The organism is Streptomyces sp. STAM6, assembly GCF_054963715.1.
This window is the reverse complement of the sequence record NZ_JBUEFZ010000001.1, coordinates 47,567-66,170: the sequence shown is the minus strand read 5'-3', so window position 1 is coordinate 66,170 and position 18,604 is coordinate 47,567. Positions and strand designations below refer to the sequence as shown.

At 72.7% G+C, this 18,604-nt stretch carries 22 protein-coding genes, 1 pseudogene and 1 riboswitch; of the genes and pseudogenes, 14 read left to right on the top strand and 9 right to left on the bottom strand.

Annotation, left to right across the window (positions count from 1 at the left end):
- Positions 1-68 precede the first annotated feature (68 nt).
- Positions 69-216: riboswitch (cobalamin riboswitch) on the bottom strand.
- A gap of 248 nt (positions 217-464) precedes the next feature.
- From ACY34K_RS00340 to ACY34K_RS00330, 3 genes are read left to right on the top strand one after another with little or no spacing between them, the layout of a single operon-like run.
- Positions 465-707 carry a DUF397 domain-containing protein gene (locus ACY34K_RS00340; RefSeq protein ID WP_462741631.1) on the top strand — a complete coding sequence of 81 codons (243 nt, stop codon included), beginning with the start codon at positions 465-467 and terminating at the stop codon, positions 705-707.
- A gap of 30 nt (positions 708-737) precedes the next feature.
- On the top strand, positions 738-1,040 hold the full coding sequence (locus ACY34K_RS00335) for a hypothetical protein (RefSeq protein ID WP_462741628.1): 303 nt from the start codon (positions 738-740) through the stop codon (positions 1,038-1,040).
- Positions 1,041-1,084: 44 nt separating this feature from the next.
- Entirely contained in the window at positions 1,085-1,396 is a 312-nt protein-coding gene (locus ACY34K_RS00330) for a hypothetical protein (RefSeq protein WP_462741626.1), read from the top strand.
- Between the two features lie 210 nt (positions 1,397-1,606).
- Here the strand turns inward: ACY34K_RS00330 and ACY34K_RS00325 are convergent, their stop codons facing one another.
- The 4 genes and pseudogenes from ACY34K_RS00325 to ACY34K_RS00310 form a co-directional block, all read right to left on the bottom strand.
- A complete protein-coding gene (locus ACY34K_RS00325; RefSeq protein ID WP_462741624.1) occupies positions 1,607-2,464 on the bottom strand; it encodes a helix-turn-helix domain-containing protein in 858 nt (285 codons plus the stop codon).
- Positions 2,465-2,738: 274 nt separating this feature from the next.
- Positions 2,739-2,960 carry a hypothetical protein gene (locus ACY34K_RS00320; RefSeq protein ID WP_462741621.1) on the bottom strand — a complete coding sequence of 74 codons (222 nt, stop codon included), beginning with the start codon at positions 2,958-2,960 and terminating at the stop codon, positions 2,739-2,741.
- A 14-nt stretch (positions 2,961-2,974) separates the two neighbouring features.
- The gene (locus ACY34K_RS00315; protein WP_462741618.1) at positions 2,975-4,234 is read right to left on the bottom strand and encodes an anion permease; all 1,260 of its coding nucleotides are present in this window, start codon (positions 4,232-4,234) and stop codon (positions 2,975-2,977) included.
- A gap of 155 nt (positions 4,235-4,389) precedes the next feature.
- A pseudogene (locus ACY34K_RS00310) lies at positions 4,390-4,509 on the bottom strand (hydrolase); the annotation flags it as partial.
- A 282-nt stretch (positions 4,510-4,791) separates the two neighbouring features.
- Between ACY34K_RS00310 and ACY34K_RS00305 the strand changes: the two are divergent.
- The 3 genes from ACY34K_RS00305 to ACY34K_RS00295 all read left to right on the top strand — a co-directional run bounded on the left by ACY34K_RS00305 (position 4,792) and on the right by ACY34K_RS00295 (position 8,133).
- Positions 4,792-5,442, top strand: a complete 651-nt coding sequence (locus tag ACY34K_RS00305) for a class II aldolase/adducin family protein (protein ID WP_462741615.1) — start codon at positions 4,792-4,794, stop codon at positions 5,440-5,442.
- Positions 5,443-5,570: 128 nt separating this feature from the next.
- The gene (locus ACY34K_RS00300; protein ID WP_462741613.1) at positions 5,571-6,692 is read left to right on the top strand and encodes an alpha/beta hydrolase; all 1,122 of its coding nucleotides are present in this window, start codon (positions 5,571-5,573) and stop codon (positions 6,690-6,692) included.
- A gap of 76 nt (positions 6,693-6,768) precedes the next feature.
- Positions 6,769-8,133 carry a hypothetical protein gene (locus ACY34K_RS00295; RefSeq protein WP_462741610.1) on the top strand — a complete coding sequence of 455 codons (1,365 nt, stop codon included), beginning with the start codon at positions 6,769-6,771 and terminating at the stop codon, positions 8,131-8,133.
- A gap of 33 nt (positions 8,134-8,166) precedes the next feature.
- Here ACY34K_RS00295 and ACY34K_RS00290 read toward each other — a convergent pair whose 3' ends face one another.
- Positions 8,167-8,568, bottom strand: coding sequence for a VOC family protein (locus ACY34K_RS00290; RefSeq protein ID WP_462741607.1), 402 nt, complete (start codon positions 8,566-8,568; stop codon positions 8,167-8,169).
- Between the two features lie 323 nt (positions 8,569-8,891).
- Between ACY34K_RS00290 and abc-f the strand changes: the two genes are divergently transcribed.
- The 3 genes from abc-f (at position 8,892) to ACY34K_RS00275 (ending at position 11,991) form a co-directional block, all read left to right on the top strand.
- A complete protein-coding gene (gene abc-f / locus ACY34K_RS00285; protein ID WP_462741604.1) occupies positions 8,892-10,490 on the top strand; it encodes a ribosomal protection-like ABC-F family protein in 1,599 nt (532 codons plus the stop codon).
- Positions 10,491-10,789: 299 nt separating this feature from the next.
- Positions 10,790-11,011, top strand: a complete 222-nt coding sequence (locus ACY34K_RS00280; protein WP_006123601.1) for a helix-turn-helix domain-containing protein — start codon at positions 10,790-10,792, stop codon at positions 11,009-11,011.
- A gap of 179 nt (positions 11,012-11,190) precedes the next feature.
- A complete protein-coding gene (locus ACY34K_RS00275; protein ID WP_462741587.1) occupies positions 11,191-11,991 on the top strand; it encodes an enoyl-CoA hydratase/isomerase family protein in 801 nt (266 codons plus the stop codon).
- Between the two features lie 13 nt (positions 11,992-12,004).
- On the opposite strand, the gene ACY34K_RS00270 is transcribed toward ACY34K_RS00275, so the two are convergent.
- Positions 12,005-12,742, bottom strand: a complete 738-nt coding sequence (locus tag ACY34K_RS00270) for a hypothetical protein (RefSeq protein WP_462741584.1) — start codon at positions 12,740-12,742, stop codon at positions 12,005-12,007.
- A 93-nt stretch (positions 12,743-12,835) separates the two neighbouring features.
- Here ACY34K_RS00270 and ACY34K_RS00265 point away from each other — a divergent pair, with 93 nt between their 5' ends.
- Genes ACY34K_RS00265 through amaP form a run of 5 tightly spaced genes read left to right on the top strand, consistent with a single transcriptional unit; the run spans position 12,836 to position 15,149 of the window.
- Complete coding sequence (locus ACY34K_RS00265) at positions 12,836-13,309, top strand: Asp23/Gls24 family envelope stress response protein (protein WP_462741581.1); 474 nt, start codon at positions 12,836-12,838, stop codon at positions 13,307-13,309.
- 50 nt (positions 13,310-13,359) lie between these two features.
- On the top strand, positions 13,360-13,551 hold the full coding sequence (locus tag ACY34K_RS00260; RefSeq protein WP_462741579.1) for a hypothetical protein: 192 nt from the start codon (positions 13,360-13,362) through the stop codon (positions 13,549-13,551).
- Positions 13,548-13,907: an Asp23/Gls24 family envelope stress response protein gene (locus ACY34K_RS00255; RefSeq protein ID WP_462741576.1), complete on the top strand. Its 360-nt coding sequence runs from the start codon at positions 13,548-13,550 to the stop codon at positions 13,905-13,907. The genes ACY34K_RS00260 and ACY34K_RS00255 overlap by 4 nt, the downstream gene beginning before the upstream one ends.
- Positions 13,904-14,557, top strand: a complete 654-nt coding sequence (locus tag ACY34K_RS00250) for a DUF6286 domain-containing protein (RefSeq protein WP_462741573.1) — start codon at positions 13,904-13,906, stop codon at positions 14,555-14,557. The genes ACY34K_RS00255 and ACY34K_RS00250 overlap by 4 nt, the downstream gene beginning before the upstream one ends.
- 4 nt (positions 14,558-14,561) lie before the next feature.
- Positions 14,562-15,149: an alkaline shock response membrane anchor protein AmaP gene (gene amaP, locus ACY34K_RS00245; protein ID WP_462741570.1), complete on the top strand. Its 588-nt coding sequence runs from the start codon at positions 14,562-14,564 to the stop codon at positions 15,147-15,149.
- 9 nt (positions 15,150-15,158) lie between these two features.
- Here amaP and ACY34K_RS00240 read toward each other — a convergent pair whose 3' ends face one another.
- From ACY34K_RS00240 to ACY34K_RS00230, 3 genes are read right to left on the bottom strand one after another with little or no spacing between them, the layout of a single operon-like run.
- On the bottom strand, positions 15,159-15,914 hold the full coding sequence (locus ACY34K_RS00240) for an SDR family oxidoreductase (RefSeq protein WP_462741567.1): 756 nt from the start codon (positions 15,912-15,914) through the stop codon (positions 15,159-15,161).
- Between the two features lie 4 nt (positions 15,915-15,918).
- Positions 15,919-17,703, bottom strand: coding sequence for a glycoside hydrolase family 15 protein (locus ACY34K_RS00235; RefSeq protein ID WP_462741564.1), 1,785 nt, complete (start codon positions 17,701-17,703; stop codon positions 15,919-15,921).
- 43 nt (positions 17,704-17,746) lie between these two features.
- On the bottom strand, positions 17,747-18,544 hold the full coding sequence (locus ACY34K_RS00230) for an SURF1 family cytochrome oxidase biogenesis protein (RefSeq protein WP_462741561.1): 798 nt from the start codon (positions 18,542-18,544) through the stop codon (positions 17,747-17,749).
- Positions 18,545-18,604: the final 60 nt, after the last annotated feature.

Sequence of the window (18,604 nt, the reverse complement as noted above, 5' to 3'; positions counted from 1 at the left end):
GCAGGAAGCAGCGGCATGGGCGCAGCCGGGCATGGTGCGATGTCCTCACTCAGGGTCCGCGCCCTGGCTCGACGTGACCGGCGGCGAGAGTTCCTGGCTCCCGGACATGCGTGCTCCGCACGTCCGGTGACAGTGGCGGGACCGCGCCGGATTCTCACCGGCTTCCTCTTCTGCCGCCGTAAATGGCCCCGGCAGTCCACCACGCCCCGCGAATGCCCGTCAACTCGCCCTTGACCTGCGACGGGACGGTGTGCCGAGGCCCACACCGGGGCCGGTTTGCGCCTACGGCGCGCGCTTCCGCCTTCCTAAGGTGGGAACACTGTCCTACGAAAACCGAACAACAGAGCGCCGACGGGCGACATCGGGTGTTTCGTGCGGGGATACACGACCCTGATGTGGTGCGCTGGGGTGTGTCGAGATGAGTCGACGTCGGGGCGCTGACACTCGAGCAGGAGGAGGTCGGTGTGGTCGACGGCGAGCCGTCCGCGGGGAGGGCGCCGGAGTCCCTGGCGCGCAAGTCGCCGATGTGGCGCAAGAGCAGCTATTCCGACGAGACCGGGAGCACATGCGTCGAGGTGGCGCGCGGGGAACACCGGGTCGCCGTGCGCGATTCCGTGCGCCCGTGGGGGCCCGTACTGGTCTTCCCCGCCGCGACCTGGCGTGGTTTCCTGACGGGGATCGTGTCACCGCCCGACGGCGGTGCGTGATGTTCCGCCCCGCGTACGGGAGGTGGGCAGATGGGCGACGCGCCCAGGAGGTCCGTCACGGAGGGGCCCGGAGCGGCCGGGGCCGGCGGATCACGGTGGACGGCGGCCGGTGCGCTCGGGCTGTACGGCATGGTGTCGGGCACCGTCGCCGTGGGCGTGGGTGCCCTCTTCGCCCTGCTCGTGCCCGAGCCCGAGACACGTCTGGTGGTCTGGCTGGCGGTCAGCGCCCTGCTGGCGGTGGCCGCCGGATTCTGGTGGGGCTTCACCCCGGTCACGGTCCGCTCCCGGGCCCTGGACCGGGTTCTCCCGGTGGCCGGGAAGCGGCACTCCTAGCCCCGTCGTCAGCCGCCGCCGGAGCGGGGACCTGCGCGGCGCCCGTGCCGAGGGACCGGCCGACGTGCGCGGCGACCACGCTGATCAGTGACGCCCCGGCGATGCCGACGGCGGCCGTCCACACCGGCGAGCCGGCGAACGCGACGCGCAGCGTCGACGCGGTGTGGACGGCCAGGGCCAGGGAGAGGAAGAGCAGGCTGCCGCAGGCGGCCCCCATCAGCAGGGGCACCTTCCGCAGCCGTATCTCCCCGTCCCGGCGTGCCGTCTCCAGCCGGACGAGCGCGTCCGTCCACTCCGGGTCCCGCAGGCCGTACGCCTTCAGCAGGGCGTCGTCGACGCCCTCGTCCGCGGGCTGATCCGGTCCGGCCGGGCCGGAGGGCGCGGGTGGCCCGGCGGGACCGTCCGCGGCTGCCCCGGCGGAACCGTCCCCGGCTGCCCAGCCGGAACCGTCCGCGGCGTCTCTCACCTCGACCGACCTGGCCGTACGGAGCCTTCCCCACCATTCACGCCACTCGAAGACCACCTTCGGCCCTCCCTGGTCCCGCCCGGAGCCGTCCGCCCCGGGATCAGCCGGTGCTCAGCCCTGCGATGAGCTCGTCGATCAGTGCCGTCAAGCGATCGCCGTCGTACGCGATGTTGTTCAGGTCGGCGAAGGTCTCCTGGTAGCGCGCGATGAGGGCGAGGTCGTCGCGGTTGGCGAGACTGCCGGCCGGGCTCTCCAGATAGAGCAGATCGTCGTCGTCCTTGAAGGTGAGGAGCGTGAACGGGGTCGACGTGCCGAAGCGGGCGCCGGCGGTGAACGGCAGCATCTGCAGGGTCACCCGCGGGTGTGCCGCCAGTTCCTTGACGTGCTGCAGCTGGCGGCGCAGGACGGCGGGGCCGCCGATGTGCCGGTGGAAGGCGGACTCGTCGACGACGAAGTACGTCTCGGGGCCGTCCACCGCGTCGAAGATCCGCTCCTGGCGGGTGGTGCGCAGTTCGACCGCGCGGCGCAGCTCGCTGCCTTCGGCCCGGTCGGTGAGCAGCGCCGTCGCGTAGTCCTCGGTCTGGAGGAGCGCGGGGAAGGTGACGGGCTGGAAGGAGCGCAGGGTGGTGGCCGCGCTCTCGTACCCGAGGTACTGCGCGAACTGCGGGTTGAGGAAGTCGCTGTACTCCGCCCACCAGGACTGGCCCTTGGAGCCGCGCGCGGCCTGCTCCAGGTCGGCGACCAGTGCGGGCTCCGTGACGCCGTACTGCTGGAGCAGGGCCCGCAGGTCCGTGACGGAGACGCTGACCGTGCCGGCTTCGATCCTGATCAGTTTGGAAAGGGACCATTCCAGGCCCTGGGCGGCGTCGCGCTGGGTGAGGGAGGCCGCCTCGCGGGCCTTGCGCAGCTCGATGCGGAGCTTGCGGCGGTTCAGGCTCGGGTCGACGTCCCTGGTCATGGTGGCGTTCCTTCTTCCTCGCTGTTCGTCGGCGGCCAGGGGTGCTGTCGATTCGCCAGGCGCGGAACAGGCATAGGTAGTGCGGACGCTATCTATTCTGAAGTACGCCAGTATGACACATGTCTTTTCGAGAGTGGTCCCTGTGTGACGCAGACCATAGCAAGGTGATCAGCGCGGTGCGGTGCGGGCCGGGCCGGGGACACAAGGGCGCCCCCGGAACGACTGGAGCGTTCCGGGGGCGCGGGTGAAACGGGGCGCGCCGGGGCGCGCGGCGTCAGACGACGATCAAGTAGATCCCGAACGCCACGGCGGCCGCGCAGAGAGCGAAGCAGGCGTAGGCGCCGGTGCGCGCCAGGGTGGCCGAGCCGCCCTGGGCGGTGGCCGCCTCCTGCTTGGAGAGGCCGACGATGCCGAGGGTGAACAGGCCCACCAGGGCGACGGTGACGACGAGGCTCACGCCGAAGACGGAGCCGAGAGCTGCCCAGTCGATCTTCATGCTGGATTCTTTCCTTACACCGCGGCGGTCGGGGCCGGGTCGGTCGCGGCGGTGGCCGGGGCCGGTGCCGGGATGGTGGTCTTCAGGTCCGGCGCCTCGGCGGTGGCGGCGGCGGTGGGCGGCGGGGTGACGGCCGCGATGGCGGCGGTCACGACACCGGCCGGCTCGGCGATCTCGTCGTCGGTCACGTTGGTGTGGTCGACCGGCTTGCGGCGCGACGCGACCCAGATGGCGGCGGAGCCCGCGACCAGGAGCACGGCGACGGCGGCGACGCCCCAGGGGCCCTGCTGGGTGAGGAATTCGGCGCCGGCGGCGACCAGGCCCGCGGCCGGCAGGGTCAGGCCCCAGGCGACGAACATGCGGGTCGCGGTCGACCAGCGCACCACGCCGCCCTTGCGGCCGAGGCCCGCGCCCATCACGGCGCCGGAGCAGGACTGGGTGGTGGAGAGCGAGAAGCCGAGGTTCGACGAGGCCAGGATGACGGTCGCGGCGCTGGTCTGGGCGGCGAAGCCCTGCTGCGGCCGGAGGTCGGTCAGGCCCTTGCCCATGGTGCGGATGATGCGCCAGCCGCCCAGGTACGTGCCGAGCGCGATGGCCACGCCGGCGGAGACGATGACCCACATCGGGGGGTTCGAGCCGGGGGCCAGGACACCGCCGGTGACCAGGGCCAGGGTGATGACACCCATCGTCTTCTGCGCGTCGTTCGTGCCGTGGGCGAGCGAGACCAGGCCGGCGGAGGCGATCTGGCCGGCGCGGTAGCCCTTGGAGGTGGCCTTGTCGTCGGCCTTGCTGCCGATCCGGTAGGTCAGCTTCGTGGCGAAGAGCGCGGCGACGCCGGCGACCACGGGTGCGGCCACGGCCGGGATGAGGACCTTGGTGACGATCGTCCCGCCGTTGACGGCCGAGAAGCCGGCCGACATCACCGCGGCGCCGATCAGGCCGCCGAACAGGGCGTGGGAGGAACTGGACGGCAGGCCCAGCAGCCAGGTCAGGAGGTTCCACAGGATGGCGCCGACGAGCGCCGCGAAGATGACCTCGGTTCTGATGCCTTCTTCGTTGATGATCCCGCCGGAGATCGTCTTGGCGACCTCGACGGACAGGAACGCGCCGACAAGGTTGAGAACGGCGGACATGGCCACCGCCGTCTTGGGCTTCATCGCGCCGGTCGAGATGGTCGTCGCCATCGCGTTGGCCGTGTCATGGAAACCGTTCGTGAAATCGAACACGAGAGCTGTCACGACCACAATGGCGAGCAGCAGCGTGATGTGTTCCATTTACCCAGGCAATCGTTCGACGTCAGTGGTTCGCCGAACGTAGGCAACCTGAGTGAACGGAAGGTGAACTGGGTCGGGCGGGGCGGTGTCACCAACAGGGTCCGGGCATTCCGCTTCGTCTCCCCGCGGGCCCGCGGGCCGCCTCGGCGGCGGCCCGCGAACCCTCTGAGGCGGCTCATCGAGCCGTTGAAGAGATTTTGGTCACCCGGCAGCTCCCCGCCCCCGTCGTCGCACTGCCAGCAGGTCCAGTACGACCAGCCGGCGGGCGGACTCCCCGGCGAACCGGACCGGCGACCGACACGGACGCACCGGTCGGCGCGGTCATCAGGGTCCCGATGGTCAGGGCGGCGACGGAGCCCGCCGGCAGACGGGCCCGGACGCGGGCACGGCCGGCGGCCCGGTTCCGCGCACGACGGCAGGGCGGTTTGTGATGACGAGCCACTGTTTCCCCCTGATGGCGACGTGCATGACAAATATCCCTGGGGCTACGGGAAGGTCCTGTCATGTCCGTCGTTCCCGGCCACGGCAGCGCGGGCCCGGCCTGACATGATCGGGGCATGAAGCAGGACGCGATCGAACAGGCGTGGGACGAGCTGGTCGCCACCGCCCGCCGGACTGTGACGGACGGCCTCGTCGTCGGGACCTCGGGAAACGTGTCGGTTCGCGTGGACGATCTCGTCCTCGTCACCCCGAGCGGCGTGCCCTACGACCGGCTCACCCCCGCCGACACCGTGGCCGTCGACCTCGGCGGACGGCGGGTGCGCGGCGAGCTGGCCCCCACCAGCGAACTGCCCATGCACCTGGCGATCTACCGCCGCACCGGGGCCCGGGCCGTCGTGCACACCCACGCGATTCACGCCACCGCCGTCTCCACGCTCGTCACCGAGCTCCCGCCGGTCCACTACATGACCGCGATCCTCGGCGGTCCCGTCCGTGTCGCCCCTTACGCGCTCTACGGCACACACGAGTTGGCGGAGAACATGCTGCACGCGCTCGACGGCCGCACGGGCTGTCTGCTCCGCAACCACGGGACGGTCACCTACGGGGACTCGCTCGACCAGGCCTACGACCGCACCGCCCAGCTCGAATGGATGTGCAAGGTCTGGCTCACGGCCACCTCCGTCCCCGGCCGCACCCCCAGCCTGCTGTCCCCGGCAGAGCTCGACGCCGCCGCGGAGAAGCTGCGCGGCTACGGCCCCCGCCCCTGAGCCCCATGGCGCCCCGGGGCGCCGGGAGCGCCCGGAGGCCGCCGGAGCACACCGGCGGTCTTCCGCCCGGTCACCCGGCGGCCGGGCGTCCACTGGCACGGCCGCGCCGCCGCGACGACACTGGAACGGTGCGCCCGGCTACAGCGACGGCAGCGGCCGTCACCACCCTGATCGGTGTCGGCGCGGCCACGATCGCGGCCGGCCGATACGCCAGCAGCACCGCGCTCAACGTGCCGCCCGGCCATCCGCTGCCCGGGGAGCCACGGCTGACCGTGCACTCCGTGGGAGACGGCCGGGTCGCCCTGACCCGCTGCCTGGCCGCCCTGCGCCCGGGGCTCTACGGCCTGGAGGGCCCCGACGCCCACGCCGTCGTCGGCCCCGTCCTCACGGATGTGCCGCACTCCGTCGACACCGTCGTGCGCCGCCTGGTCGACCGGGGGAGCATGGAAGCCGGCGACCGCGTCCGGCTCACCCCCCAGCTCTACACCGGAACCCCCCTCGAAGCGCTGGGCCTCGAACACCACGACATCGAGATCACCGGCGAACTGGGCACCCTGCCCGCCTGGTTCCTCCCGGCGCCCCGCACCACCTGGGTGATCGTCGTGCACGGCATCGGCACCGGCCGCGAGCACACCATGAACCTCATGCGGTTCCTGCACGGCCGGCGGCTCCCGGTGCTCGCCCTCGCGTACCGCGGCGACGAGGGAGCGCCCCGCTCGCCCGACGGCCTCGGCCACCTCGGCGACTCCGAATGGCGCGACCTGGACGCCGCGATCCGTCACGCCGTGCGGTCCGGCGCCGAACGCGTCATCCTGCACGGCTGGTCCACCGGCGCCTCGATGGCCCTGCACGCCGCCGCCAACAGCGGCCTGCGCGACCGCATCGGCGGGCTCGTGCTCGACTCGCCGGTCCTGGACTGGGAAGCCACCCTGCGCGCCCTGGCCTCCGCCCGGCGCGTCCCCGGCGCCCTGCTGCCGCTCGCCGTCCGCGCCGCCCAGGGCAGGACCGGTCCGCACGCCGACCGCCTCGCCGAGGCCGCCGACCCGGACGGGGTACGCGTCCCGACCCTGATCTTCCACGGTCCCGACGACCACATCGCCTCCTGGGACGGTTCACGCGAACTCGCCGCACGCCGTCCCGACCTGGTCACCCTTCACACCGTCCGGGGCGCCCCGCACGCGGCCATGTGGAACGCGGACCCCCACCGGTACGAAGAGGCCCTCCGGCGCTTCCTCACCCCCCTCATGTAGCCCACGGACCGTCCTCCGCGTCCGGCAAACCGCATTCCGTTTGGGCTTTCGGGCCGTCAGCGGGAAGACTGCCCCCGTGACGTCTCGAAAGCCTGATGAGCAATTGGCGCGCAACTCCAGACTCCGACTCGTCCGTCCGAGGCCCCTGACCACGGCCCGACGGGCTGTGACGACCCGGCGTACCAGGCCGGCGCCGCGGCCGCCGGAGGGCACACCGCCCCCCGCGGAGCTGGCCCGCCAGGCGAGGACCGTCCTCGCGGACGCCGTCCGGATCGCCCGCTGGGCGGCCGTCGACCGCGCCCCCGACGCCACCTCCGCCCAGGAACGGGCGGCCGCCGCACTGGAGCTGACACCGCAGCAGGTGCGTGCCGGCTGGGACAGGGCACGTCTCGCCGGTCTCGTCGAACTCCACGGCGACACCGCCCGCCCCGGCTGGCGGCTGCGTGCCTGGGACCGTGACGACTCGGCCGTCCTGCGCGGCTGGGTGGCCCTCTTCGACGCCTGGTCGCTGGTCCACCCTGCGCCCGGGGACGTCGCGCCCGCGGCGGTCGCCGAGGTCGTGGAGGCCGTCCCCCAGGTGCTCTCCCTCCTCCAGCTGTCGGCCGGTCCTGTGCCCGTCCCGGCCCTCCTCGACCTGCTGCAGCAGCGCGTCGCGGAACTGCGCGAGGAGCGCTGCGAGGTGCCCACCGGCCCCCAGCCCCACCCGCTGCCCGACCCGGTCTCCGTCTCCCTTCTGCTCGACTGGGCCCTGGAGGGCCTGGCCGACGTCGGTGCGCTCACCCTGGACGGCCGCCACGCCACCCTCACCCCGCTCGGCAACTGGGCGGTGTGGGTCAAGCTGGAGCAGATCTGCGTCGCCGCGCAGAGCCCCGCGGGCAACATCGAGCAGTCCGCCGAGGACATGCTGCGCGGCTGCGCCCGCCTCACCCCCGGCCCGGCCCGCGTCGAGTACCGCGCCTGGCTCGCCGCCCGACCCGTCGGCAGGGCCGTCGCCGAACTGCTCGCCGTCGCCAGGGGCGAGGACGCGCTGCTGCGCGGCCTGGCCTTCGAGGCCCTCCGGGTCGTCGGCGCCGCGGCCGAGGCCGAGGTGCGCGCCGCCGCGCGGGAAGCCTCACTGCGCCCCTACGCCCTGCTCTGGCTCGCCGAGCACGAGGGCGCGGACCCCGACGAGGCCCCTGACGTGCTCACCCGCGAAGAGGCCACATGGCTGTGGGTCGACACCGCGGCGGCCGTGGCCGACCACGGTGAGGCGAGCCTGCTCGTCCGCCACCTGGAATCCGCCGTCCAGGGCACCGTGCCCGCTCTGCTCGACGAGGTCCGGGCGATCGGCCACCCCCGCACCGTGCAGGTCCTGGTCGCCCTCGCGGCCGCGCACCCCGACCCCGCCCTCGCCAAGGCGGTGCGCCGGGCCGCCTTCCAGGTGCACACCGGAGGCGCCTGACCGCCCACCGCGTGCGGTGGCAGCCGCCGACGGCTACCCCGAGGCGCCGGGGGCGTACGTCCCGAAGCTCCAGACGTTCCCCTCGGCGTCCCGCGCCATGTAGTCCCGCGAGCCGTAGTCCTGGTCCGTGGGCGGCATCAGGATCTCCACCCCGTGCTCCACCGCGCGAGCATGGTGCCCGTCCACGTCCTCGACGACCACATAGACACCGACCGGACCGGCCCCCGCCATGGCCTTGGCGAAGACCCCCTCGCCGCCCTTGGAGCCCAGCATCACCATGCCGTTCCCACAGGCCAGCTCGGAGTGGACGACGCTGCCGTCCTCCCCCTCGTACACACTCACCTCGGTGAACCCGAAGGCTTCCTTCAGCGTCCTGATGGCCGCCTTCGCGTCGTCGTACAGAATCGTCGGGTAGATGCTCGGTACGTCCGCCATGCCGATCGCCCTTCCACGATTGTGATCCGGCTCTCAGTTGGCTCCCAGTCTGGCACCGCCCACCGACAACGGCCCCGCAAGCACTCGTCCGGGCGGAACTTCGGCGGAACGTGTTGCGACGGGCCACATCGCCTGTTCGGAACCCGGCAAGGCGGAGGGGACGGGAGCCCCCGCCGGGCCCGCCGAGGGCCGATCGTGGCCGAAAAGCAGTTGCAGGTGCCCGTTAGACTGGCCGCATGGCCATTCTCCCCGCGCAATAGACCGGCGTCGAAGCCACCGCACCAGCCGTCCTTCCGCCGTCCATATCGCCCTGGAGTCTGTCCGTGATCACCGCTTCCGGCATCGAGCTGCGCGCCGGCGCCCGCGTTCTCATCGAGTCCGCTTCCTTCCGCGTCGCCAAGGGTGACCGCATCGGTCTGGTCGGCCGCAACGGTGCCGGCAAGACCACGCTCACCAAGTGCCTCGCGGGCGAAGGCATCCCCGCCGCCGGCAACATCGCCCGCTCCGGTGAGGTCGGCTATCTCCCGCAGGACCCGCGCACCGGCGACCTCGACGTGCTCGCCCGCGACCGCATCCTCTCCGCCCGCGGCCTCGACGTGCTGATCCGCAAGATGCGGCAGAACGAGGACCGGATCGCCAACGGCCAGGGCGCCACCCGCGAGAAGGCGCTCAAGCAGTACGAGCGCCAGGAGACCGAGTTCCTCACCAAGGGCGGGTACGCCGCCGAGGCCGAGGCCGCCACCATCGCCGCCGCACTCGGTCTGCCCGACCGCGTCCTCGGCCAGCCGCTGCACACGCTCTCCGGCGGTCAGCGCCGCCGCGTCGAACTCGCGCGCATCCTCTTCTCGGACGCCGACACCCTGCTCCTCGACGAGCCGACCAACCACCTCGACGCCGACTCGATCGTCTGGCTGCGCGACTACCTCAAGACGTACCGCGGTGGCTTCATCGTCATCTCCCACGACGTCGACCTCGTCGAGACGGTCGTCAACAAGGTCTTCTACCTGGACGCCAACCGGTCGACGATCGACGTCTACAACATGGGCTGGAAGCTCTACCAGCAGCAGCGCGAGGCCGACGAGAAGCGCCGCAAGCGCGAGCGCGCCAATGCCGAGAAGAAGGCCGCCGCCCTCAACTCGCAGGCCGACAAGATGCGGGCCAAGGCCACCAAGACCGTCGCCGCGCAGAACATGGCCCGTCGCGCCGAGCGGCTGCTGGCCGGCCTCGAAGAGGTCCGGGTCTCCGACAAGGTCGCCAAGCTCCGCTTCCCGGACCCCGCGCCCTGCGGCAAGACCCCGCTGACCGCCGAGGGCCTGTCCAAGTCGTACGGCTCCCTGGAGATCTTCACCGACGTCGACCTCGCCATCGACAAGGGCTCCAGGGTCGTCATCCTCGGCCTCAACGGTGCGGGCAAGACCACCCTGCTGCGGCTCCTCGCCGGCGTCGAGCAGCCGGACACGGGCGAGGTCACCCCCGGTCACGGCCTCAAGCTCGGGTACTACGCCCAGGAGCACGAGACCCTCGACCCGGACCGCACCGTCCTGGAGAACATGCGCTCCGCCGCGCCGGACATGGACCTCGTCGAGGTCCGCAAGGTGCTCGGTTCCTTCCTCTTCTCCGGTGACGACGTCGACAAGCCGGCCGGTGTCCTCTCCGGCGGCGAGAAGACCCGTCTGGCGCTCGCGACCCTCGTGGTGTCCTCGGCGAACGTGCTGCTCCTCGACGAGCCGACGAACAACCTCGACCCGGCCAGCCGCGAGGAGATCCTCGGCGCACTGCGCACCTACAAGGGCGCGGTCGTCCTCGTCACGCACGACGAGGGGGCGGTCGACGCCCTCCAGCCGGAGCGCATCATCCTGCTGCCGGACGGGGTCGAGGACCTGTGGGGCGCGGACTACGCGGACCTGGTCGCCCTCGCCTGATCATCTCCCCATGGATCATTCGGCTTACGTGTGATCCATCATCTGAGTGAGCGCGTCTCATATCGCGGCGTGGCACCGGGCGGATTCCCGCCTTCCGGGGCCGCGCCGCGCCGTCGTTCCCTGCCCCGCGCTGACCTGGTACTTCGCGCCCGCGCTCGCGCCGCGCCGATGGCCGGAGCCCGAGCGCCGGCGGCGCCGCGGCGAAACCTTGTGGCACAGACCTTGTCGAATGGGTGGCCATGAAGCCCCAGAGGGGTGATCATGAGAGTCCAGAGCGCACTTCCCATGAGGAGGCACGGGTGGCCGAGACTCTGAAGAAGGGCAGCCGGGTGACCGGCGCCGCGCGCGACAAGCTCGCGGCAGACCTGAAGAAGAAGTACGACTCCGGTGCGAGCATCCGGGCATTGGCCGAGGAAACGGGCCGATCCTATGGATTCGTCCACCGGATGCTCAGCGAGTCCGGAGTCACGCTGCGTGGACGTGGCGGAGCGACGCGAGGGAAGAAGGCCGCTTCGGCCTGATACCGAGCGCGACTCGTTTGGCCCACCGGTTCCGGCAGGGGCCACCCGGTCGATCTCTCCCCGGGCTCTTACATGGGGCCCGGGGGGACGTCAGGTCGGCCGGGTGGTTACTGTGCAGTCACTTACCAGGTCGTGCGACCTCGTCGCACGTCTCAGTGCACCGGACCCGGAGGCGCCCCATGACCTCGATCGACTCTGTCCTCGACGTGTTCGACAAGGACGGCGTACGGCTGACCGTAGAGGACGCCGTTGCCACGGTGACCCTGGCCAACCCGGCCAAGCGCAACGCGCAGTCGCCCGCTCTGTGGCGGGCACTCGTGGAGGCCGGGCAGTCGCTGCCGGGCAACGTGCGGGTCGTGGTGCTGCGCGGTGAGGGCAAGTCCTTCTCCGCGGGTCTCGACCGGCAGGCGTTCACGCCGGAAGGCTTCGACGGTGAGCCGTCGTTCCTCGATCTGGCGCGCGGCTCCGACGAGGAGCTCGACGCGGTCATCGCCGAGTACCAGGAGGCATTCACCTGGTGGCGGCGCAATGACGTCGTGTCGATCGCCGCTGTCCAGGGACACGCGATCGGCGCGGGCTTCCAGCTCGCCCTCGCCTGCGACCTCAGGGTCGTCGCGCAGGACGTGCAGTTCGCCATGCGTGAGACCAGCCTGGGCCTCGTCCCCGACCTGACCGGCACGCATCCGCTCGTCGCGGCCGTCGGATACGCCCGCGCGCTGGAGATCTGCGCCACGGGCCGGTTCGTCCATGCCGAGGAGGCCGAGCGCATCGGCCTGGCCAACCTCGTGGTGCCCGTCGAGGAACTCGACGCGGCCGTGCGTGACCTCGCGGGCGCCCTGCTGTCCGCCCCCCGCGACGCCGTCATCGAGACCAAGGCGCTGCTGCGTGGCGCCCAGGACCGCGGCTACGAGGAGCAGCGCGTCGCCGAGCGCGCCGCCCAGGCCCGTCGCCTGCGCGACCTCGCGGGCCTCGCCGACTGACGGCAAGGCCCCCTCACCGCTGTCCGGGCGGCTCCTCGAGCACATCGGTGACCAGGACCGTCACCGGGAGCGTGCCACCGACGGCGGTACGGACCGCGAGAGCGACGTCCAGGGCACGGTGGCCGGGTGCCGTGGCCAGCTCGATCCGGAGATGACCGGCGGCCCGGTGGACCGGCGCGCCCAGGGCCGCGGTGAGATGGGCGACCCCCGGCGCGGACGCCGCCGCCCGCGCCACCCGGTCCGTCGCGGCCGGGGCGGTTCCCCCGGGTGGACGAGCCGGCTCCGGCGAATCCGCGAGCGGGGGAGCGGTCTCCGCGGCGGTCTCCGCGGCGCCCTCCAGCAGGGCCGTCACCCGCAGGTCGACCTCGCCCACCACCAGGCCCAGTCGTTCCTCCGACGCGGCCAGCAGCGCCGTACGCAGCCGCTGCGCCAGATCCGGCAGCGGCGCGTCCGCCGCCGCCGCGACCTCGGCCGCGAACTCCGCCTCCACACGCAGCGCGCCGGGCGGCAGCGCCCCCGGAGGCGGCGGGAACACCGGCTCCACGGGCTCCTGCTCCGGCTCCACACCGGCCGGGCCGACCCGCAGCCGCCCCGGTGACACCCCCGGTACCCGTGCCGCCGCCCGGCGCAGCACCGCCTGCGCCGCCCGCTCCGCCAGCCAGGCCCCGTCCGCCGCACCACCCAGGGGAAGCAGCCGGCCCAGGCCGAGCCGGCGCCGTACTTCGGTGGCCCATCCGTCAGCCGTCGTCATTGCTCCAGCCTGCCGTATCCCCGGCGCAGGACCGCGCAACCCCGCCTAATGTGGCCATCGGAGTCCAAACCCGCCCGGAAGGTGCAAACGGCGATGAGCGACACCGCACAGAGCAAGGGCCCCAGGGCCGAGGAGACCGGTAAGACCTCCGTGACCAAGCGGACCGGCGGTGGCGGAGACCCGGCCACGCGCGGCCGCACCACCATCGCCGACGGCGTGGTCGAGAAGATCGCCGGCCTGGCCGCCCGCGACGTCGTCGGCGTCCACGCCATGGGCAGCGGTCTGTCCCGCACCTTCGGCGCCGTGCGCGACCGTGTCCCGGGCGGCCGCCCCAGCGTCTCGCGCGGTGTGAAGGCCGAGGTCGGAGAAGTGCAGACGGCGCTCGACCTGGAGATCGTCGTCGATTACGGCGTCTCCATCGCCGATGTCGCCGGCGCGGTCCGCGAGAACGTCATCTCCGCCGTGGAGCGCATGACGGGCCTCGAGGTCGTCGAGGCCAACATCGCGGTGAGCGATGTGAAGCTGCCCGAGGAAGAGGACGAGGAGCAGGAGACCCGTCTGCAGTAGCAGCCGTACGGCTGCGCTGACGACGGGTGAGGCTGCGAGAGGAGCGGACGATGAGCATGGCGATGGTCGGCCTGTGGGCCGGGATGGGTCTCGGCTTCGCCGGGTACTTCGGCGGCTTCGGGGCGTTCTTGCTGGTCGCCGCCCTGGGCGCGGTCGGCCTCGTGGTGGGCCGGTTCGCCGATGGTGATCTGGAGCCCGGAGACTTCTTCCGGAGCCGCCAGCGCGACGACCGGCGGCGGTGACGGCGGTGGGGGACGCGGGCCGGATCGCGCCGGCGGAACGCGGGGCGACCACCGTCGCCGACCGGGTCGTGGCCAAGATCGCCGTACAGGCGGCACGGGAGGCGCTCCACGGTGCCCCCGCCGGTCGCGGGGCGCCGCACGCCTCCGTCGTGGTCCACCGGGACACCGCCCGCGTACGGGTCACCGTCGAACTCGGCTACCCCTCCGACATCGGCGGCCAGTGCCGTGCGGTACGCGCCCGGGTCGTCCGGCGCGTCGAATCGCTGGCAGGCATGGAGGTACCGGAGGTGGCGGTCCACGTGGAACGGCTGCACTCGCCGTACGCGTCCGCCGAGGGCCGGGGGAGGGTGCGATGAGCGAGGACGGGGCCAAGGACAGGGACGAGGGTGAGGGCGGGCCGGTTCGCGGACCCGCTCCCGTGCCCGACGGGGAGACCGAGCCGCCGCCCGAAGAGCCGCCCGGACAGGCCCGGCGCTTCTGGTCGGTACGGCGCGTCCCGGCCGCGCTTCTCGCTCTCGTGGTGCTCGCCGGCGCGGGGCTGCTGCTCTACGACGTCGCCGCGGTCCGGGCCGGCCGGCCCGGTATGCGCTGGCGCCGCTCCCTCGCCGGCGAACTGGCCACCCGGCCGCTCGACGACGTGTGGGTGCTGGTGGGCGCCGGTGTCGCGGTCCTGCTGGGGGTGTGGCTGGTCGTGCTGGCCGCCACGCCCGGACTGCGCTCCCTCCTCCCGATGCGGCGCGACTCCTCCCCGGTGCGCGCGGGTCTCGGCCGTGAGGCGGTGGAGGTCGTCCTGCGCGACCGGGCCCTGGAGGTGTCGGGAGTGCAGTCCGCGCGCGTACGGGCGAGGCGCACCAAGGCCACGGTCCGGGCCGTGGCCCACTTCCGCGAACTCGACGACGTCCGGGCGGACCTGGACCGTGCTCTGGCCGGCGCCGTCCGGGAGCTCGGCCTCGCCGCGCCGCCCACGGTGTCCCTGCACGTCTTCCGCCCGGCGAAGAAGAGGTAAGGGCATGAGCGGAGTGCTGAGGAGCGTCAACCGGGTACTGCTCGCCCTGGCGGGACTGGTGCTGATCTGTGTCGGCGGCGCCGTCGCCGCCGCGGGGCTGGACCTGGACGTGCCGTCGTGGTGGCCGTGGCAGGGCCCCGACGCCGTTCTGCTCACGGACTCGGGCCGGCAGCGCTGGCGCGACGAGGGCTGGTGGTGGCCCGTCGTCATCGCCGTGCTCGCGCTGCTGGTGCTGTTCGCCCTGGGGTGGTTGTTCGCCCAGTTCCGCCGGCACCGGCTGGCCGAAGTGCTCGTCGACAGTGGTGACGGCGAGGAAGCGGTGCTGCGCGGGCGGGCGCTCGAAGGGGCCGTGGAGGACGAGGCCGCGGCGGTGGAGGGCGTCTCGCGCGCCCGTGTCCGGCTGACCGGCCGCCGTATGGCGCCGGCCGCGCGGATCCTGCTGACGCTGGAGGCCCACGCCTCACCGCGGGAGGCACTGACACGTCTGACCGACGGGGCGCTGGTGCACGCCCGTGAGTCGGCCGGGCTGGCGGCGCTCCCCACCGAGGCCCGCCTCCGCCCGACGCGCCGGCAGCCGCACCGCGTCTCCTGAGAAAGGCCGTCAGAAGCCGTGCCGGCTGCCGCCGTCGACGGGGATCATCACGCCCGTCAGATAGGACGCCGCCGGCGAGAGCACGAACGCGGCCGTGGTGCCGAACTCCTCCGGGGTGCCGTACCGGCGCAGCGGGATGCGGGCCGAGCTCGTCGCGCGCGCCGCCTCCGGGTCGCCGGACAGCCCGTCCAGCTCGCGCACCCGGTCCGTGTCGATACGGCCCGGGAGCAGTCCGACGACCCGGATGCCGCGCGGCCCCACCTCGTTGGCGAGCGACTTGGCGAAGCCCGCGAGGCCGGGGCGCAGGCCGTTGGAGATCGTCAGGCCAGGGATCGGCTCGTACACCGAACCTGAGAGCACGAAGCCGATGACGCCGCCCTCGGACAGCTCGGCCGCCGCGGTCCGGGCCATCCGCACGGCACCCAGGAACACCGACTCGAACGCCGCCCGCCACTGCTCGTCGGTGTTGTCCGCCGCGGACCCCGCCGCCGGGCCGCCCACACTGATCAGGATGCCGTCGAAGCGGCCGAAGCGGGACCGGGCCTCCTCGACGAGACGCCCCGCGGTCGCCGGGTCGGCGTTGTCCGCGGCGACCCCCACGGCGTCCGGTCCCAGCGCGGCGGCGGCCCGGGCGACGGACTTCTCGTCCCTCGACGCCACGACGACCTTCGCGCCCTCGTCCACCAGCGCCCGGGCCGTCGCGTTGCCCAGTCCGCGGGAGGCGCCGGTCACGACATACACACGGTCCTTCAGTCCAAGATCCATGGGCCTATCCTGCCGCCTCGTCCCGCGCGAGCGCGAGGGCGGTCCCCACCAGGCCGATGTGGCTGAACGCCTGCGGGAAGTTGCCCAGCTGCCGGCCGCCGACCGGGTCGTACTCCTCCGCCAGCAGACCCACGTCGTTGCGCAGCGGCAGCAGCCGTTCGAACAGCTCTCTCGCCTCCTGGGGGCGGCCGGTCATCCGCAGGGCGTCGGCCAGCCAGAAGGAGCAGACGAGAAACGTTCCTTCGTCCCCCGGCAGGCCGTCGACGGACGCTCCTGCCGTGCTGTACCGGCGGATGAAGCCGTCGTGGCTCAGCTCACGGCGCACCGCGTCCACCGTTCCCACCACCCGTGGGTCGTCCGGCGGCAGGAAGCCGACGCGCGGGATCAGCAGCGTCGCCGCGTCCAGGTCCTTGGAGCCGTACGCCTGTGTGAAGGTGTTCCGCTCCGGGTCGTAACCCTTCTCGCACACATCGCGGTGCACCTCGTCCCGCATCCGCCGCCAGCGCGACACATCCCCGCGCAGCGACGGGTCCTCCTCCAGGATCCGCACCGCCCGGTCGGCCGCCACCCACGCCATCACCTTGGAGTGGACGAAGTGACGGCGCGGTCCGCGCACCTCCCACAGCCCCTCGTCGGGCTGCCGCCAGGTCGACTCCAGGAAGCCCAGCAGACTCAGCTGCAGGTTCCACACGTGCTTCTCGCCCGCCAGCCCCGCCTCGCGGGCCAGGTAGAGGGAGTCGATGACCTCCCCGTACACATCGAGCTGCAGCTGGTGCACCGCCGCGTTCCCCGTGCGCACCGGACGCGACCCGGCGTACCCGCGCAGCCAGGGCAGCTCCGTCTCCGGGAGCCGCCGCTCACCGGCCAGCCCGTACATGATCTGGAGGTCGGCGGGGTCACCGGCGACCGCCCGCAGCAGCCAGTTCCGCCAGGCCTCCGCCTCCTCCAGGTAGCCGGCCGACAGCAGCGCGCCCAGTGTCAGCGTCGAGTCGCGCAGCCAGCAGTACCGGTAGTCCCAGTTCCGCACGCCGCCGATGTCCTCCGGCAGCGAGGTCGTCGGCGCGGCGACGATCCCGCCCGTCGGGCCGTACGTCAGTGCCTTCAGCGTGATCAGCGACCGCAGCACCGCCTCGCGGTACGGCCCCTCATAGGTGCACTGCGCCGCCCACGACTTCCAGTCCTCCAGCGTGTGCTCCAGCGCCTCGTGCGGATCGACCAGCGCCGGACGGGGGTGGTGCGACGGGTGCCAGGTGAGGACGAACGCCACCTTCTCGCCCGCCCCCACGGTGAACGACGAGCAGGTGCTGAACTGCTGACCCCACGTCTTGACCTCCGGCTCACTGCGAAGCCACGCGGAGTCGGGCCCCGCGACGGCCACCCGGTGGCCGTCCGAGCGGCGCATCCACGGCACGATCGAGCCGAAGTCGAAGCGCAGCCGCAGCACCGACGCCATCTCCACGCTGCCGGTGACACCCTCCACGATCCGCATGACGTCGGGGGCCTGGTCGCGCTGCGGCATGAAGTCCAGGACCCTGACCGTGCCGGTGCGGGTCTCCCACACGGTCTCCAGAACGAGGGAGTCGCCCAGGTACCCGCGGCGGGTGCAGTTCTTCGCGCCGGCCGGGGCGATCCGCCAGTGACCGTTGTCCTCGTCGCCGAGCAGCGCGGCGAAACAGGCCGCCGAGTCGAAGCGCGGCAGGCAGAGCCAGTCGATCGAGCCGTTCTTGCCCACCAGGGCCGCGGTCTGCAGATCGCCGATGAGAGCGTAGTCGTCGATGCGTTGGGTCACGCTCTGGCGTGTTCCCGCACCGGCGGGCCGCTAAGCAGTGCGGTCAGGCCGAGGCGGGCTCGGGCTCCGCCGGGGAACCCGCCGCCTCGGCGGCCGCGGCCTCGCGGTCGCGCTTCTCCCGCCGGACGAGCACCACCCAGCCGACCGGGACACCGGCCGCGAAGAGCCACCACTGCACCGCGTAGGCCATGTGCGGGCCGATGGAGTCGTGGTCGGGCTCGGGGATCAGCTCCGGGGTGCCCCCGGCGGGCTCGGGAGCCGTCTGCTCCAGATAGCCGCCGAGCACCTGCCGGCCAAGGATCCTGGCCTGCTGCTCGCCGTTGATCAGCATGACCTGGCGCGGCGGCAGGCCGCTGAGGTCCTTGATGCCGCTCGCGCCGGTGGTCTCGTCGGCCTTGAGGCGGCCGGTGACGGTGACCGTGCCCTTCGGCGCGGGCGGCACCTCGGGGAAGGACATCTGGTCGGCGGCGGCCGGCACCCAGCCCCGGTTGACCAGGACCACCCTCTGGTCGGCGAGGACCAGCGGGGTCAGGACGAAGAAGCCGACCTTGTCGTCGGCGTTGGTGCGGCGGCGTACGACGACCTCGTGGGCGGGATCGAACGTGCCGGTCGCGGTGGCCCGGCGCCAGTAGTCCGAGCGGGGGACGGTGTGCCCCGGGGAGGTGAGCTCCGCCACCGGAACCGGCTCCGCCCGCAGGTTGTCCGCGATCAGGCCGTTCTGCGCGACCCGGTGCTCGTGCCGGTGGAACTGCCAGAAGCCCAGCTCGATCATCACGGGGATGAGGACGAGGGCGATGAGGGTGAGGATCACCCACTGCCGGGACAACAGGAAGCGGTACACCCCATGACCGTACAACTCGGGCCATGGGGTGTTCGGGGCGGGGGGCGGGTGCGGGCCGCG